We start from the raw sequence: 16407 nt of genomic DNA, 5'->3' as shown, positions 1-16407 counted from the left end.
CCATGCAACAGAACCTTCTGATCGACATCGCCCGCTGGTCCGAACGCCCCGGCCCCCGCGGCATACCCTCCGTCTGCTCGGCCCACCCGCTGGTGATCGAAGCCGCCATGCTTCGGGCGCTGAAGGAAGATGCCGCGCTTTTGATCGAGGCGACCTGCAACCAGGTCAACCAGGACGGCGGCTATACCGGCATGACGCCCGCCGATTTCACCCGCTTCGTCGCCGGGATCGCCGATCGTGTCGCCTTCCCGAAGGACAAGATCATTCTTGGCGGCGACCATCTCGGCCCCAACCCGTGGAAACACCTTGCGGCCGAAGAGGCCATGGCCAAGGCCGAGACGATGATCGAAGCCTATGCCAAGGCCGGCTTCACCAAGCTGCATCTCGATACCAGCATGGGCTGCGCCGGCGAGCCGGTGGCTCTGCCCGATGCGGTGACGGCGGAGCGCGCCGCGCGGCTGGCGGCTGCCGCCGAAGCCGCTATTCGCGGCGAAAACCACGCCGCTCCCGTCTACATCATCGGCACCGAAGTGCCGGTTCCGGGCGGGGCACTGGAAGAGCTCGACACGCTGGAAGTCACCGCACCCGAGGCGGCGGTCGAGACCGTCTCCATTCATCGCCAGGCGTTTGAAAAGGCCGGCGCTGCCGACGCCTTCGGACGTGTCGTGGGCGCGGTGGTCCAGCCGGGCGTCGAGTTCGGCAACGAGAACGTGATCGCCTATGACCGGGCGAAAGCGGCGAAGCTTAGCGCCACCCTGAAACAGCTCGACGGCGTCGTCTTCGAAGCGCATTCGACCGACTACCAGACACCAGAGGCGCTGCGCGATCTCGTTTCCGACGGCTTTGCCATTCTCAAGGTCGGCCCGGGCCTGACCTTCGCTTTGCGCGAGGCACTCTACGGCCTCGACCAGATCGCCGCCTTCCTTTTCCCCGAGGCGCGCAAGCAGACGCTGGCGGCCGTCACCGAGGAAGTGATGCGCGAGGAGCCGGCCAACTGGGGCAAGTATTACCACGGCTCGGCGGAGGCCCAGCGGCTGCAGCGGCACTTCTCCTATAGCGACCGCATCCGCTATTACTGGCCGCATCCGAAGGTCGCGGCAGCCGTCGAAGAACTTCTGGCACTGCTTGACGGCGTCGTCATCGCGGAAACGCTGATCAGCCAGTATCTCCCCGGCAATTACGAGCGCGTGCGCGACGGTGAAGTCGCGGCTCAAGCAAAACCGCTGGCACTTGCTGCCGTCGATCGGGTTCTCGAGGATTACTTCAGTGCCTGCCGCGCTTAGCGCCCGGCCCTCTGTTCGGTGAATATTTGCGAGCCGGTACTGCCTATCCCCTCGAAATGAACCTATAAACGAAATCAAAACAATATGGGGCACAGCGACCGTGGACAGACAGATCAAGACCATGGAGGATTTTTCGGAGTTCGTCGGCTTGTCGCGCCCGACGGTCTCGAAATACTTCAATGATCCAGGCTCGGTCCGCAAGAAGACCCGCGATGCCATCGAGGCTGCGATCAAGCAGTCGGGTTTTCGCCCGAACATCTTCGCCGTCAACCTGAACCGCCGCCGCACCAATATCCTCGGCGTCATCGTCCCGAACTCGACCGATCCCTTTTACATGGCGCTGACGCGCCGGATCGAACACATCGCCAACCAGGCAGGGTTCCTTGCCTTCGTGCTCTCCTCCGACGGGCGGCCGGAAATGGAAGAGCGGGCGATCGAGACCTTCAAGTCGATGAACGTCGCCGGCGCCATCATCGCGCCGCTCGGCGTGCAGTCGCATCACCGGACGCTGACGGCGCTCGGCGCCAGCATTCCGCTGATCTATGTGGACTCGCCACTCGACGACAGCTCGTCCTTCGTCGGCACCGACAACCGCCAGAGCTTCCGTCTGATGGTCGACTATCTTTGCCGCTCCGGCAGCCCGCCCTGCTACTTCGGCATGCCGCCGGTCAACAACAACGCGATGGCCCGGCGCGACGCCTATCTGGAAGCGATGCAGCAGCTGAAGATGGAGCCGGCACTGGTCGAAACCACGCCGAATGCCGCCTGGGATTTCGAAAAATTCGGCTTCGACGAGACGCTGCGCATCCTCGGCTCCGGCGGCTTTCCAACCAGGACGGTGCTTTGCGCCAACGACCGCGTCGCCTTCGGCGTCATTGCCGCCGCCTTCCAGTCGGGCCTCAAGGTCGGACGCGATGCCGATGCGGATCTGCGCGTCGCCGGCCACGACGACCATCCGCTGTCGCGCTACACCTGCCCGCCGCTGACGACGGTGGCGCAGAACTACAACGAGATTGGCCGGCTGGCGATCGAGCTCCTGCTGTTCAAGCTCGGAGAAACCACCGACGACGGCGGCGCCTTCCCCGAGGACGAGCGCATTCTCTTGAGCGCCGAGATCATGCTGCGCGGTTCCGCCTAGCAAGGTCGGGCGAACCGTTCTGTCCGGATGCGACCTCTCAGAAAAGCTCGCTCCAGACAGGCCCGGTTGCGCCGATCAATCAGGACCGGCGCGCCAGCGCCAGCACCTGATCGGTCGTCAGGATGTCGCCGAAGGTGTCATCGATCGTCGCCAGCGACACACGGTGCAGCAGCGCATGCGGAACAACGTCACCTTCCCCCGTATCGAGATCGCGTGTGGCGCAGGCATCCGAAGCGACGATGACGTTGAAGCCGAGCGGCACGGCATCACGCGCTGCACCGGCAACGCAGGCATGGGTCATCAGCCCTGACATGACGAGCGTATCGACGCCAGCCTGCCTCAACTGGGTGCCGAGATCCGTGCTGGCAAAGACGCTGACGGAGGATTTGCGCACCACCGAATGGTTGGCGGCGGGCTGAATGTCCCGGTGAAACGCCGAAGTCTCGCTGTCCTCGGCAAACACCGGGCTGCCAGCCGGCGTGACATGCTTGACGTGATAGACCTTCATCCCATCGGAATCGGCGCGTTGGATCAACCGCTTGGCATTGGCGAGCGCCTTCTCGCCATCGGGGATCGGCATGCGGCCGGCAAAATATTCGTTCTGGAAGTCGATCGCCAGCAGCGCCGTCTTCCTGGGATCGAGGCTGGTGGGGGCAGCGGCACCGGCGATCGTACGGATGGTCGGGTGTTGTGTCATGGGAGGTTCCTTTCGCGTTTCGACGCCCGCGAAGATCGTCAAAGCGGCCTCATCACGAAAGTGGCCTGAATGACAATATGTGATAGGTTCCGGCCAACATCATTTGCTTGAGTATCGGCCAGCACATGCACACCGTCGCCATCGTCGCCTTCGAGGGCATCAGCCCCTTTCACCTCTCGGTGCCCTGCATCGTGTTCGGCGACGACCTGTTGAAGCTCGGCGCGCCACGTTACCGGCTTGTGATTGCCGGAGAAAAGACCGGTACCGTTCGCACCATGTCCGGTTTCAGCATCGAGGTGGAGCACGATCTCGCAAGCCTGACGGAAGCGGACACGATCATCGTGCCGGCCTGGAACGATGCGGGCAACCGTCCGTCGGAAAGCCTGCTTGAGGCGCTGCGCGACGCCCACGCCCGTGGCGCCCGGCTCGTCGGCCTCTGCCTCGGCACCTTCGTGCTCGCCGAAGCCGGGCTGCTCGACGGCCGGGCGGCCTCGACGCACTGGGCCTGGGCGGACGAATTCGAGCGCGCCTACCCGCAGGTCGCGCTGAACCGGAACGCGCTCTATCTCGACGAGGGCGATATCCTGACGTCCGCCGGAACGGCCGCGGCGATCGACTGCTGCCTGCACATCGTGCGCAGCGACCACGGCGCCGAGATCGCCAACCGCATCGCCCGCCGGCTGGTCGTCGCACCTCATCGTCACGGCGACCAGGCGCAATATATCGAAGCGCCGCTCCCTGCCCCCGGCAGCGGCGACCCGCTCTCAGCGACGATTACCTGGGCGATCGAACATCTCGACGAGCCACTGTCGCTCGAACGGCTGGCCGATCACGCCGGCATGAGTCTCCGCAGCTTCACCCGACATTTCCGCAAGAAGACGGGAACGACGTTCACGCAATGGGTTCTGGCGCAGCGGTTGGCGGTGGCGCAGCGCCTGCTGGAGACCGGCTCCTGTTCGGTCGATCACGTAGCGCAGATGGCGGGTTTTGGCTCCACCGTCTCATTCCGCCAGCATTTCACCCGCGCCCTCTCCATCTCGCCAGCCAGCTATCGCCGACAGTTCCGCAACCGGCCAGCACGTGCATCCGCGCCCTGACCGGTCCCTTGCCCGTGTACATCAGGGAGCGCCGGCGTCAGGGCAAGGCGCGCTGCGCGTCGGCCGCATCGGCGGCCGCACGAGGAACGCCAGCAACGGCACCGCAACCGTTGAAACCCCTGCCGCGCAAATAAAGAAGGCGGAATAGCCGAACCGTTCGGCGATCCAGCCGGCGCCCAAGCCCCCGGCCATGCTGACAAGGCTGTCCATGCATTGGAACAGAGTGAAATCGACGCCCGCCTGGCGCGGATCGGCCCAGCCCATGAACTGTGCATAGAGCGCGACGAAGCCGATCGCCATGACGCCGGAGGAACTGGCGACCGCAAGCGTCATCACCAGCGGTCGCGAGACATCGCCGGAGGCGCCGACATAGGCGAACGCGACCAGCATCGTCACCTGCAGGAGCAGCGCGCCGATCAGCACGGCACCGGCACCGCACAGGCGCACGAGCAGACCGCCGAACAAGGCGCCACCGAAGCCGACGAGCATGCTGCCGACACCATTGAGCATACCGACAGAGGCGAGGTCGAACCCGTAGTCGATCAGGAAAGGGCCGAGCATGGCAAGGCCCCATTTCTGCGCGGACACATAGATCGCTGCGAGCAGAAGGCCTTTGCGCACCTCCGGCCGGGCGAGCGCAGCCTTGAGCGACGGAGTGTGGCTGCGCGCCTCGTTCGTCGGGCGCGAACCGGGCCCGAGCAGGAAAGGCAGACCGAGCCCCAGCACGACGGCGGCCATGATCCACACCGCCGGGGCCCAGCCGAGCCGATCGACGAGCACGAGGAACAGGCCGGCACCGATCGCCGAGCCGACATAGGAGCCGCCGACCTGGGCGGCATTGCCCCAACCGTGATGCTCTTCGGCGAGCGTCTCGACCGCAAAACCGTCGCAGGCGATGTCGACGGTCGAGGTGAAGAGCGCGATGAACACGAGGCAGGCGAGAACGGGGAAGAGCCGCTCCGGGCCGATGAACCCGAGAACCGTAAGCATCAGCGCCGACAGCGTGCCGCCGACGACAATGATGACCGCCGAGCGGTTGCGACCGACCACCGGCAGGCGGAAACGCTCCACCTGCGGCGACCAGAGGAACTTCAGCGCCCAGGGCAGCACCGTCAGATAGACGAGGCCGATCTGGTCGAGCGGGAGGCCCTGCGTCCGCAAGACCGCCGGCAGGCCGAGCATCGTCAGCCCGCCGATCACGCTCTGCGCGACATAGAGCCCACCGACCGCGAAGAAGATCGCGGCGGGCGACGGCCTTGGCTGGACTGCCTTTTCCGACGCCATCAGAAGCGGTAACGCAGGCTGGCGACCGCCTTGCGGCCTTCGTCGAAGTAGCAGAAGCCCGTTGTGCAAAGCTGCTCGACTTCGTCGAAGAGGTTGGTCGCATTGAGCTGAAGCCGCACGCCCTCGAAGTTCGGATTGGCAGCGCCAAGATCGTAGCGCACCGAAGCATCGACAAATGTGCGCGCCTGGTTGTTGAGGACCGGCGTGTGGACGTTGTCGCCGAAGCTCGAGCCGACATAGCGCACGCCTGCGCCGACGCCGAGCCCTTCGAGCGGTCCGGACTGCACCTCGTAGTCCGCCCACAGCGAGAACATGTGGTAGGGCGAGGAGTTCAGCTGGTTACCGAGCGTTTCCGACGTCAGCTTGGTGATTTCGACGTCGTTGTAGGAGTAGGACGCGATGAAGTTCCAGCCGTTGTCGAGCGAGGCCGTGCCCTCGAGCTCGAAGCCGCGTGACTTCAGATCGAGCTGGCGCAGGAGGTTGAGACCCGATGACGTCTCGTAGACGGTGGCGTTTTCCTGGTCGATGTTGAAGATCGCGGCCGTAATCGTCGCGTTCTGGCCGGGGATCTCGTACTTGACGCCCGCCTCCCATTGCTTGCCGAGCGTCGGCATCGCCGGCGTATCGGTGCCGCCGAGATTGAGGATCACGCCCGGGTTGGAAACGAAGGCCGTCCCGTAGCTGACATAGGGCATCATGCCGTTCGGCAGCACGTAGCCAAGGGCAGCGCGCGCGGTCGTCTCGCTGTCGTCGCGGTTGAAGCGCCTTCCGTCGACGGAATATTTGTTGTCCACCCAGTCGTGGCGCAGGCCCGCCGTCAGGCGCCAGGCCTCATACTCGATCTGGTCCTGGATGTAGATGCCGATGCCGCTTTGCGACTGCTTCTGGGTCGAAGTCAGCTTCGGCACATAGGTGAAGTCGTCGGTGAAGAGATCCGGCCCGCTGCCCTGCTGCGATGTATACTTCATGTAGCTGTAGTCGATGCCGGCGATCAGCTGGTGCGCGGCGGCACCCGTGTCGAAGTCGAACTTCAGATAGGTGTCGCTGGCAAGGCCGCTGTTGTCCTCGACGGTCAGGCCCGGATACTTGGCGAACACCCATTCCTGCCGCGTCGAAATGTCGGAGTAGCGCAGCTTGTGGAAGAGCGTGACGCTGTCTGTGAGCTCATGCTCCAGCTCGTAGCCGATGCGCGCCTGCTTCTGGGTGAAATCGTTGAAGCGGGCGTCGCCGCCATAGGTCGGGATCGCGCCGATCGACTTGCCGTCCGGCCCGTAGCGGTTGAGGTAGCCCCAGGTGCCGCCGGTGGTCGAATCCATGTACTCGCCAAGCAGCGTGAACTTGGTGCCCTCGTCCGGCTGCCAGGTGAAAGCGGGCGCGATGAACAGGCGGTCGTCCTTCACCGCCTCGATCTCGGTGCGGCCGTCGCGCGCAAGACCGGTCATGCGGTAGAGCATGGTGCCTTCGTCGTCGAGCGGTCCGGAAACGTCAAAGGCGCCCTGCACGCGACCGAAGGAACCGTATTGCACCTCGACCTCGCGCAGCGGGTCGCTGGTCGGGCGTTTCGAGACGATATCGACGATACCGCCAGACGAGCTGGCGCCGTAGATGGAGGCGGCCGGGCCGCGCAACGTGGCGATTGCCTCGACGCCATAGGGCTCCAGCCGGAACAGGCCGTTGGGGCTTGCGATCTGGCGCATGCCGTCGCGGAAGATGCCGGTCAGCGTCAGGTCGATGCCGCGTACCTTGAAGGCGTCGAAGCGCGGCTCGGCGCCGTACTGGCCGACGCGGGCGCCGGGCGTATAATTCAGCGCCTCCATCAGGTTCTGGGGCTTCAGGTCCTGCAACTGTTTCTGGCTGATCACCGACATCGACTGCGGCGTCTGCATGACCGGCGTATCGGTCTTGGTGGCGATCCTAGCGGATTTCGCCACGTAGCCGTCGGTCTCGACGATGCCTTCGGCGCCGGTCCGCTCGCCGGTCGCGGTGATCTTTTCCAGTTGCGTTGCGCCATCCCTGACGACGGCGCCGGTGGTGATCGTCGCGTCCGCCGGATCGAAGATCTGCACGGTCGTTGCGCTGACGATGCGGAAGCGAAGCCCGGTCCCGTCGAGCAGTTGCACAACCGCCGCCTCGGTCGCGAGCCTGCCTTCAACGCCCTTGGTCACCTTGCCGCTGGTGAGCGCGCTCGGATAGAGCAGGCGCAGGTCGGCCTGCCGGCCGAGCTTGAGAATGCCCGTTTCAAGGGAGCCCGCGGGAACGGAGATCGCTTTGGACGCCGTGATCGCGGACGGTGCCGCCGTCGCCTGCGCCTGCACTGCGCTCGCGCAGGCGATGAAAGAAACACTGGCGAGCGCCAAGCATGCAAAAGACCGGCGTCGCGATCCACGACCCTGCAAAATTCTCATCCGAGATCCCCTACTCCAACTCCGGGCGGGCCACCTCGAACCAGGTGCAGCGCCGCCACTGCTGACTAAGAGTGTGGGGAGCGCGTTCTCCTGACGTCACCGGACGATTTTTGTCAGAAAAGATTCTTGTAAGGCGCGAAACCGCCTTGCCGCCGGCGTCAACCTAACGCGACTGGACGAGGACCATGAGGCCCGAGAGCCGCAAGACACGGAGCGGCAGACTGGCTTCGAGAACGCTCAGTGCGTCGTCGGTATCGTGCAGATCGAAGATGCCCGACACTTCGAGCGCGCCGGCCTTCTCGTCGATGAGCAGGATCCGGCCGCGGCGGTAGCGCTCGAGCGTCGAAAGGACCTCACGGAGCGGCCGACGGGAGAAGACAAGCTTTCCGTCGCGCCAGGCCGTCCCGGCGGCAACATCCGTCTTCGTCAAGGACAGGCGACCCTGCCGGTCGATCGTTGCCGCTTCGCCGGCGCCGAGGATGGCTTTCTGCCCGGCCGCCTCGACTTCGACACGGCCCTCCTCCACTTTAACGTCGGCCGCTCGGTCCGCCCCCGTCGCGCCAACCGAGTAGCGGGTTCCGAGCGCCGTCGCGCTGATCGAGCCGTCTTCGACCACGAAGGGCCTCTGCGGATTTTTTGCGACGGCAAAGAACGCCTCGCCGCGCAGCAGCCGCACCTTTCTTTGCCCCTGATCATATCGGACGACGAGCGCCGTGTCGGTGTTGAGGTCCACCTGCGTCCCGTCCTCCAGCGCGATGCGCCTGACCTCGCCGACACCGGTGTAGTAGTCGGCGCGCCAACGGTCGCCATAGGGCGTCGCCAGCGACAGGATCGCGACGCCTGCGGCAAGACAGAGCCCGACAAAGCCACCGACGCGGCGGCGGCGCTGTGCGCGCAACTGCCCGAGCCGCCCTTCGGGGATCGGTACCTCGCCGAGATCGCTCCACAATGCCCGCAGTTCTTCGTAGGCCGCCCGATGATCCGGATGCTCGTCGAGCCAGCGCTCGAATGCCTGGCGGTCGATAATGGTCGCATCCTCGGACTGCATTCGCGCAACCCAGCCGGCAGCCGCTTGCAGAACGCTGTCATCGATTGTCTGGCGATCGCCACTCATTCCTGTCTTCCGGTCGAACTGAAAATGCCTTCGGGCGGTCCCAAAGAATCGCTCCCATCATCTTAGAGTTGAATGGATGGTTTTGCCTGATGTCGGCTCAGAAAATAATTTCGGCGCGCATTTTCCGGCATTCGAGCAGCGCCCGGATGATGTGCTTTTCGACCATGTTTCTCGATATGCCGAGCTGCTCGGCAATCGCGCCGTTGCTGAGGCCGTGCAGGCGGCTGAGGATGAAGACCTGCTGGCAACGGTTCGGAAGCCCCTCGATGGTGCGCGCCATGATCAAAAGGCACTGGCGGGCATTGACGATGCGATCCTGGATCGGCCTGTCTTCGGCATGCTCCATGCCGTCCTCGTCGGCAACGAACAGCGCCTGCTCGCGCGCGGTGCGCTCGGCAGCGACCCGCGCGACGGAGCGCGCGACCTGGAACAGATAGGCTTGCGGGTTCTCGATCAGCGTCGAGCGCGATGCCTCCAGCATGCGCATGAACGTTTCCTGCGTGGCGTCGACGGCATCCTCGCGACTTCTGAGGCGGCGGCTGAAGAAACGGCGTATCCTGCCCTCTTCCCGTTCGTGGAGCCCCTGCACCATCGCATCGGTCATCAATCTGCCTCTCCATCGCGGGAGCCGCGCGGCCGCCGCCGGAACCAGCGGTGGCGCCGTGCGCCACCGATTATGTTGAATGTGTTACTCATGTTTTATAAGTGAAGCCGCGCGCGACCGCAATGCGCTGGCATGCCGCATTGGAAAACGGGGGGCGGTACTGTTGCACGACGGCCACGTCGGCAGCGGCCACGGGCGGACGTGTCGCCGGCCCTATGCGTCTCCAATGCGCGTCAGGACAGTCTCGATCGAACCGAGTTCCGAAGCGATCCGCTCGATCAACAGCCGCACCCGGCGTGGCTGGACGTTCGCCGGCGGATAGACGATCTGCAACCCGGTTTCGCCGACTGCAAAATCCTTGAGAAGCTCGACCAGCGCGCCGGAGGCCAGGTCCTCGGCGATGTCCCACACCGACTTCAGGGCGATGCCGTGCCCCGCCCTGCACCACGCCCCCACCAGTCCGCCGTCATTGGCGACGCGACGCCCGCGCACCATGACCTTGTGCGGCTTGCCATCCACCTGAAAGGCCCATTCGCGGTCGAGATTGGCGCCGAAGCGCATGACGATGCAGTCGTGGCGGGAGAGATCGTCGGGATGCTCCGGCCGACCCATAGCTTCGAGATAGGACGGCGCCGCACAGACGACGCGCCGGTTCTCCCCGAGCGACCGAGACCTCAGCGTGCTGTCGGCCAGCACGCCGTGCCGGATCGCGAAATCCATGCCCTGGCCGACCAGGTCGAGGTAACCGTCGGTGAGATTGAGATCCACCGTCACATCGGGGTGCTCCGCGAGAAAGCGATCGAGGATCGGTACGATGTAGCGCCGCCCCATATCCTCAGGCGCGCTCAGCCGGATCGGCCCCGAGATCGTGCGCGTGCCCGACCGGATGCCGCTCTCCAGTTCGTCGGCCTCCGCCAGCAGCCGGCGGGCGCCGTCCACCAGCAGGCGGCCCTCCTCCGTCAGGCTGATCGCCCGCGTCGTGCGTTTCAGAAGTGCGGCGCCATAGTGGGCCTCGAGTGCTGCCAGCCGCTCGGAGACGGAGGCTGGCGACAACCCCTTCTCGCGGCCGGCGGCGGAAAGCCCGCCCTTTTCGACGATCAGAAGGAACAGAGCCAGATTGTCCAGCAGCATCTTTCGCTTTCTCCGAAATATAATTTTGGAAATAAGCCAATTATCCGGATGCGCCGCAAGCGCTAAATTTGCTGGCGAAAGGAGACGCGTGATGCACATCGACCACGTCACCATCCGCACCACCGATATCGACGCCACACGCGCGTTCTTCGAGACGGTCTTCGACCTGACCGTCGGCGAGCGTCCGGCAGCTATCCGCCGAATCCCCGGCTGCTGGCTCTATGCCGGAGGCAAGCCGATCGTCCACCTCATCGGCAGCCGTGGCGTGGGCTTCGAGCGTGCGGCCGAAGCGATCGATCATGTCGGCTTCCGGTTCGAAGGCTACGCCGCCTTCCGCGCCAAGCTCGACCGGCTCGCCATTCCCTATTCGACCATGGACCTTGCCGACATCGGCGAGCGGCGGTTGTTCCTGCGCGCGCCTGGCGGACCGCTGCTCGAAGCCGTCTTTTCCGAACCCTTTCCCACTCTTCCTCCGGAGAATGACCATGACTTTCACTGACACCACCGTCTCCGTCGTCATCGGCGGCACCAGCGGTATCGGCGCCGCCGTCGCCAAGGCGCTTGCCGAGCGCCCGGGCCGGGTAGAGATCGCCAGCCGCGCCACCGGTCTCGATCTTGCCGATGCCGCGGCAGTGGCCGCCTATTTCCAACAGCTCGGTCCGTTCGATCACCTGATCGTCACGGCTGGCTCCTCGGCGCCGGGCGGCACCGTCGTCGATATCGACCTCGAAGCAGCCAAGGCCGCCTTCGACGTCAAGTACTGGGGCTCGATCCTGCTTGCCCGCGAGGCGGCCAAGAGCATTCGGCCCGGCGGTACGATCACCTTCACCTCGGGTTTTCTCGCCCGCCGAACGGTGCCGGGCACCTTCGTCAAGACGGCGATGAACGCGGCACTCGAAGCAACCGCCAAGGTGCTGGCCAAGGAATTGGCACCGCTGCGGGTGAATGTCGTCAGCCCCGGCCTGACGCGAACGGAAGCCTATGCCGGCATGGCCGGCGAGGCGCGCGACGCGATGTTCGATCGCGCCGCTGCAACACTGCCTGCCGGCCGCGCCGGGCAACCGGAAGATATCGCCAGCGGCTATCTCTTCGCCATCGACAATCCCTTCGTCACCGGCTCGGTCATCGACATCGAAGGCGGCGCACTGATCAACTGACGTGCTTCCCCGTGCTTGGCCCTGCCGCTATGCGACTGCCCCTCACAAAGGATCTCACCATGCCATCGCTCTTTTCTCCGATCCCGCTCGGGTCCTTGACCCTACCCAACCGTATCGCGCTTGCGCCGATGACGCGGGCGCGAAGCAGCCAGCCGGGCAATGTGCCCAACGCCCTGATGGCCGAGTACTATGCCCAGCGCGCCTCGGCCGGCCTCATCGTCACCGAGGCCACCCAGATCTCGGCGCAGGGCCAGGGCTACTCGTTTACACCCGGCATCCACTCTCCCGCGCAGATCGCCGGCTGGCGGCTCGTCACAGAAGCCGTACACCGGGCCGGAGGCCGCATCATGCTGCAACTCTGGCATGTCGGCCGCATGAGCCATGAGAGTTTCCACGACGGCGGACGCCCGGTCGCACCGTCTGCGATTTCGCCGGACGCAAAGGTCTGGGTGGCCGATCCAGAAACCGGCATCGGCGCGATGGTCGACAGCCCCTTGCCGCGCGCCTTGGAGCTGAGCGAGATCGCCGGCATCGTCGAAGATTTCCGCCAGGCGGCGGCCAACGCCATCGAAGCCGGCTTTGACGGCGTCGAGATCCATGGCGCCAACGGCTACCTGATCGACCAGTTCCTGCGCCGCTCGTCCAACCGGCGCGACGACCGCTATGGCGGCCCGGCCGAAAACCGCATCCGCTTCCTGGTCGAGGTCGCCGAGGCGGTCGCCGGCGAGATCGGCGCCTCCCGGGTCGGCATCCGGCTGTCGCCCTATATCACCCAGCGCAACATGAAGGACGACGAGATCATCCCGACGATCCTGAAGGCCGCGGACGAAATCGACCGCATCGGTCTTGCCTATATCCATCTGGTGGAAGCCGACTGGGACGATGCGCCCGTCATCCCCGACGACTTCCGCCGCGAGCTACGCGCCACCTATTCCGGCCGCATCATCGTCGCCGGCCGCTATGATCGTGAGAAGGCCGAGGCGATCCTTGCCGCCGGTCTTGCCGACATCGTCGCCTTCGGCCGCCCGTTCATCGCCAATCCGGACTTGCCACGCCGACTGAAAGACGGGCTGCCGCTCGCAAGCTTCGACGGGGCCACGCTTTTCGGCGGCAGCGCCGAAGGCTACTCTAGCTATCCGGCACTCGAGCGCGTGGCATGACCGCGGCAATCACACCTCTTCACCCCACAAAGGAGCAACTCATGAAAGCTGTCGCCCTCACCCGCTATCTCCCGGTTTCCGACCCGGAGAGTTTCCTCGACGTCGAGCTCCCGAAGCCGGAGCCCAAAGGGCATGATATCCTGGTCGCGGTCCGCGCCGTCGCGGTCAATCCCGTCGACGTGAAAATGCGCGCGCCGAAGGACAAGGTCGAGGAAACGCCGCGCGTGCTCGGCTGGGACGCAAGCGGCGTGGTCGAGGCCGTCGGTGCTGATGTGACGCTGTTCCAGCCGGGCGACGCCGTCTACTACGCCGGCGACCTGACTCGATCGGGATCCAACCAGCAATATCAACTGGTCAATGAGCGCATCGTCGGGCGCAAGCCGAAGAGCCTGTCCTTTGCGGAAGCGGCCGCCCTGCCGCTGACGACGATCACCGCCTATGAGGCCTTCTTCGACCGGCTCGGCATCGACCGGGACGGCGCCGACCACGGCCAGTCGATCCTCATCGTCGGTGGCGCCGGCGGCGTCGGCTCGATCGGTATCCAGCTGGCAAAGCGCGCCGGCCTCACCGTCATCGCCACCGCCTCGCGGCCGGAAACCATCGCCTGGGTCAAGGAACTTGGCGCCGACCACGTGGTCAGCCACCGTGAACCGCTGGTCGCGCAGGTCCGCGCGCTCGGCTTTCCCCATGTCGACCACATCGCCATCTTCAACGACATGCGCCACTGGGACGACGCTGTCGAGCTGATCCGGCCGCAAGGCGGCATCGTTTCGATCGACAACACCGACGTGCCGATGCCGATGGCCGGCATGAAGACCAAGGCGGCGAGCCTGCATTGGGAGTTCATGTTCGCCCGCCCGATGCACCAGACGCCCGACATGATCGAACAGCATCGTCTGCTGAGCTTCGTCGCCGACGAGATCGATGCCGGACGGCTGAAGACGACGCTTGCCGAGGTGCTGTCGCCGATCAACGCGGCGAACCTGCGCGAAGCGCATCGCCGCATCGAAACCGGCGCTGCCAAGGGCAAGATCGTCATTGAAGGCTTTGCCGGCTAAGTGCACCAGCTGCCGATTTAAACGAAATCGCTTGCCGCGACATAGATTGCGGCAAGCACCTGTCACCTCTGAAATTTCCGCGGCACCCGCGCCGCGCCAAACGGCCGAGCGACATTGGCGGTCGCCGCGACCCGCGTCGCCCTGTGCACGGCAATCGCATCAACGCTCGCCCCGATGAAATTGCGATCGCGGCGCGATATCGATATATCCACGTAGATATATCGAATCTTCGAGGCTTCCCTTCAAACCAATCCCACAGATCCCCTCGAAAACGCTGAAACAGGCGGGCTTTGCAGGTGCGCCCAATACCGGCGTTAACGCCCACCGAAAATGCAAGGAGAATGCCCGTGCCTTATGAACTCGTCGTCTCCCAGGGACGCATCGCCGACAGAACGTCCGGCGCTATCCCCGGGGCGGCCCTGACGGCCGAAGCGCTGAGCAAGCGCACCGGGCTGCAGCCGACCGTTATCGGCAGCCCGTCACCGGCAAAGGAAGACGACTGGTCGGCAAGCCTGCCTGAGGCCGGGGAGACCCTGGCCGCTTTGCAGGCGGCGATTGCCGCAACACTTGCGCGTGGCAACAAACCACTTTTCATCGCCAATACCTGCTCCGCCAGCCTTGCGACACTGCCGGTCGTCGCGCGGGAACGCGCCGACGCGGTCTTGCTCTGGATCGATGCCCATGGCGATTTCAACACGCCGCAGACCACCGAAAGCGGCTATCTCGGCGGCATGGTGCTGGCTGCCGCCTGCGGGCTCTGGGATCGCGGCCACGGCAGCGGGCTGCACCCGGCAAAGGTCGTCATCGTCGGCGCGCGCGACATCGACCCCGCAGAGATGGATTTGCTGCGGCAGGCAGGCGTGTGCATCCTTTCGCCGACAGAAGCGACGCCGGAAGTCATTCTTTCGTTGATCGGCGATGCGCCGGTCTGGATCCATGTCGATTGGGACGTGCTCGAGCCGAAGCATGTGCCGGCCGCCTATGCGATCGGCGGAGGCCTCTATCCGCAGACCTTGCGCGCCATCTTCGCGGCAATCCCGAAAGAGCAGATTGCCGGCATCGAGCTCGCGGAATTCGAGGCGTCTGAGGCGGCGCTGAAGAATGAAGCTGCGATCGAATACCTGCTTGGCGTCGTGGAACCGTTGCTGGCTTGACGCGGAGCGGCGTCGAGCCGGCGCCCTGTCACCCGTCCGTTTCCGGATCGGCCTTTACATTCGTGATGATCTCGCCGAGCACCAGATGCAGCGCGTCGCGGTAGCCGTTGCGGGCCGACTGCCCGCTTTCGGCCGATGTCATCACCACCGTCAGATCCAGGTTCGGCACGATGTAGAGCATCTGGCCGCCATAACCCCAGGCGAAATGCACTTCTTCACCGGCGATCTGGCGCTCGAACCAGCCATAACCGTACTCGTCGCCGGAGAAGCGCGAATTGGTTCGATGCTGCCAGGAGGCCGCGACCCACCCTTCCGACACCAGTTGCTGGCCTGACGCCGTGCGGCCGCCATTGCGATAGAGTTCGCCGAAGGCAAGCAGGGAGCGCGGGCTCATCGCCATCTGGTTGCCGCCAAGGTAGATGCCTTGCGGATCGCGATCCCAGGCCCCGATGCGGAAGCCCTCGAGCGGCCCCAGCCACGCGCGCGCGAGCGCCAGGGTCGACTTGCCGCTGACCTTCGTCAGGATCGCCGAAAGCAGATGGGTCGAGGCGGTGGAATAGAGCATCTCACCACCCGGATCGTCGTCGAAGGGCTGGGCAAGCGCCGTGCGCACCCAGTTCCGGCTGGCGACCCATCGCCCATAGTTCGGCCCCGAGAGACGGCCGAGCCCGGCCTGCATCGAAAGCAAATGACCTATGGTGATGTCGTTGATGCGCGGATCAGGCGAGGCCGGCAGGTCCGCCTTCAGGATCGGCGCGATCTTCTGCTCCGGACCTTCGAGCAGCCGCTTGTCGATGGCGATGCCGACCAGCGCCGAGATGATCGATTTCGACGCCGACTTGATGTTTGTCGAGTCCGTCACGCGGTTGCGGCCGTAACCACGCTCAGCGACGATCTTGCCGTCGCGGGCGACGATCACGGTCTTCAGGGGATCAAGCTCTGACCGTGAGGCCAGTTCGTCCAGCAAGGCCGAAATCGGCGATGGCGTCTGAGCCGCGACCGGCAAGGCGACAAGCGTCGAGACGACGAGTGCCAAAGTGGCGATGCGGGCAACGAGGACTGCGACAAATCTGATCATGGATCAGCATCTAAGACCAGCTTGCGCCGCCGTCATCCACCGCACGG

The 16407-nt window shown here is 64.9% G+C and carries 15 protein-coding genes; 8 read left to right on the top strand and 7 right to left on the bottom strand.

All coding sequences use genetic code 11. The annotated features are described in order from the left end of the window. Positions 1-2: 2 nt before the first annotated feature. Together IB263_RS15200 and IB263_RS15195 are read left to right on the top strand one after the other, a co-directional pair. A complete protein-coding gene (locus IB263_RS15200) occupies positions 3-1283 on the top strand; it encodes a D-tagatose-bisphosphate aldolase, class II, non-catalytic subunit (protein ID WP_192438672.1) in 1281 nt (426 codons plus the stop codon). A 121-nt stretch (positions 1284-1404) separates the two neighbouring features. Further along, the gene (locus IB263_RS15195) at positions 1405-2421 is read left to right on the top strand and encodes a LacI family DNA-binding transcriptional regulator (RefSeq protein ID WP_034805926.1); all 1017 of its coding nucleotides are present in this window, start codon (positions 1405-1407) and stop codon (positions 2419-2421) included. A 79-nt stretch (positions 2422-2500) separates the two neighbouring features. On the opposite strand, the gene IB263_RS15190 is transcribed toward IB263_RS15195, so the two are convergent. After that, entirely contained in the window at positions 2501-3118 is a 618-nt protein-coding gene (locus tag IB263_RS15190; RefSeq protein WP_192438671.1) for an isochorismatase family protein, read from the bottom strand. Between the two features lie 125 nt (positions 3119-3243). Here IB263_RS15190 and IB263_RS15185 point away from each other — a divergent pair, with 125 nt between their 5' ends. Next, positions 3244-4215 carry a GlxA family transcriptional regulator gene (locus IB263_RS15185; RefSeq protein WP_192438670.1) on the top strand — a complete coding sequence of 324 codons (972 nt, stop codon included), beginning with the start codon at positions 3244-3246 and terminating at the stop codon, positions 4213-4215. A gap of 21 nt (positions 4216-4236) precedes the next feature. On the opposite strand, the gene IB263_RS15180 is transcribed toward IB263_RS15185, so the two are convergent. The 5 genes from IB263_RS15180 to IB263_RS15160 all read right to left on the bottom strand — a co-directional run bounded on the left by IB263_RS15180 (position 4237) and on the right by IB263_RS15160 (position 10753). Beyond that, positions 4237-5499 (bottom strand): MFS transporter, encoded by a 1263-nt coding sequence (locus IB263_RS15180; protein WP_060581062.1) that lies wholly within the window; start codon positions 5497-5499, stop codon positions 4237-4239. After that, positions 5499-7856 (bottom strand): TonB-dependent siderophore receptor, encoded by a 2358-nt coding sequence (locus tag IB263_RS15175; protein WP_246811021.1) that lies wholly within the window; start codon positions 7854-7856, stop codon positions 5499-5501. The genes IB263_RS15180 and IB263_RS15175 overlap by 1 nt, the downstream gene beginning before the upstream one ends. A 211-nt stretch (positions 7857-8067) precedes the next feature. Continuing rightward, positions 8068-9018 carry a FecR family protein gene (locus IB263_RS15170; RefSeq protein WP_110818815.1) on the bottom strand — a complete coding sequence of 317 codons (951 nt, stop codon included), beginning with the start codon at positions 9016-9018 and terminating at the stop codon, positions 8068-8070. A gap of 97 nt (positions 9019-9115) precedes the next feature. After that, the gene (locus IB263_RS15165; RefSeq protein ID WP_089042863.1) at positions 9116-9622 is read right to left on the bottom strand and encodes a sigma-70 family RNA polymerase sigma factor; all 507 of its coding nucleotides are present in this window, start codon (positions 9620-9622) and stop codon (positions 9116-9118) included. A 213-nt stretch (positions 9623-9835) separates the two neighbouring features. After that, positions 9836-10753, bottom strand: a complete 918-nt coding sequence (locus IB263_RS15160) for a LysR family transcriptional regulator (protein WP_192438668.1) — start codon at positions 10751-10753, stop codon at positions 9836-9838. A 91-nt stretch (positions 10754-10844) separates the two neighbouring features. On the opposite strand from IB263_RS15160, the gene IB263_RS15155 reads away from it, so the two are divergent. The 5 genes from IB263_RS15155 to IB263_RS15135 all read left to right on the top strand — a co-directional run bounded on the left by IB263_RS15155 (position 10845) and on the right by IB263_RS15135 (position 15282). Further along, on the top strand, positions 10845-11252 hold the full coding sequence (locus IB263_RS15155) for a glyoxalase (protein WP_060581066.1): 408 nt from the start codon (positions 10845-10847) through the stop codon (positions 11250-11252). Next, entirely contained in the window at positions 11239-11910 is a 672-nt protein-coding gene (locus IB263_RS15150; protein WP_192438667.1) for an SDR family oxidoreductase, read from the top strand. Before IB263_RS15155 ends, IB263_RS15150 begins: the two co-directional genes overlap by 14 nt. A 59-nt stretch (positions 11911-11969) precedes the next feature. Beyond that, the gene (locus IB263_RS15145; protein WP_192438666.1) at positions 11970-13070 is read left to right on the top strand and encodes an alkene reductase; all 1101 of its coding nucleotides are present in this window, start codon (positions 11970-11972) and stop codon (positions 13068-13070) included. Positions 13071-13111: 41 nt separating this feature from the next. After that, complete coding sequence (locus IB263_RS15140) at positions 13112-14128, top strand: zinc-binding alcohol dehydrogenase family protein (protein ID WP_192438665.1); 1017 nt, start codon at positions 13112-13114, stop codon at positions 14126-14128. 347 nt (positions 14129-14475) lie between these two features. After that, complete coding sequence (locus IB263_RS15135) at positions 14476-15282, top strand: arginase family protein (RefSeq protein ID WP_371814113.1); 807 nt, start codon at positions 14476-14478, stop codon at positions 15280-15282. Between the two features lie 28 nt (positions 15283-15310). Here the strand turns inward: IB263_RS15135 and IB263_RS15130 are convergent, their stop codons facing one another. After that, entirely contained in the window at positions 15311-16360 is a 1050-nt protein-coding gene (locus IB263_RS15130) for a serine hydrolase (RefSeq protein ID WP_192438663.1), read from the bottom strand. Positions 16361-16407: the final 47 nt, after the last annotated feature.

The organism is Ensifer sp. ENS03, assembly GCF_014852035.1.
Taxonomy (GTDB): domain Bacteria; phylum Pseudomonadota; class Alphaproteobacteria; order Rhizobiales; family Rhizobiaceae; genus Ensifer; species Ensifer adhaerens.
Note: the sequence above shows the minus strand (reverse complement) of the source record. Positions and strands in the feature narration are given on the sequence as shown.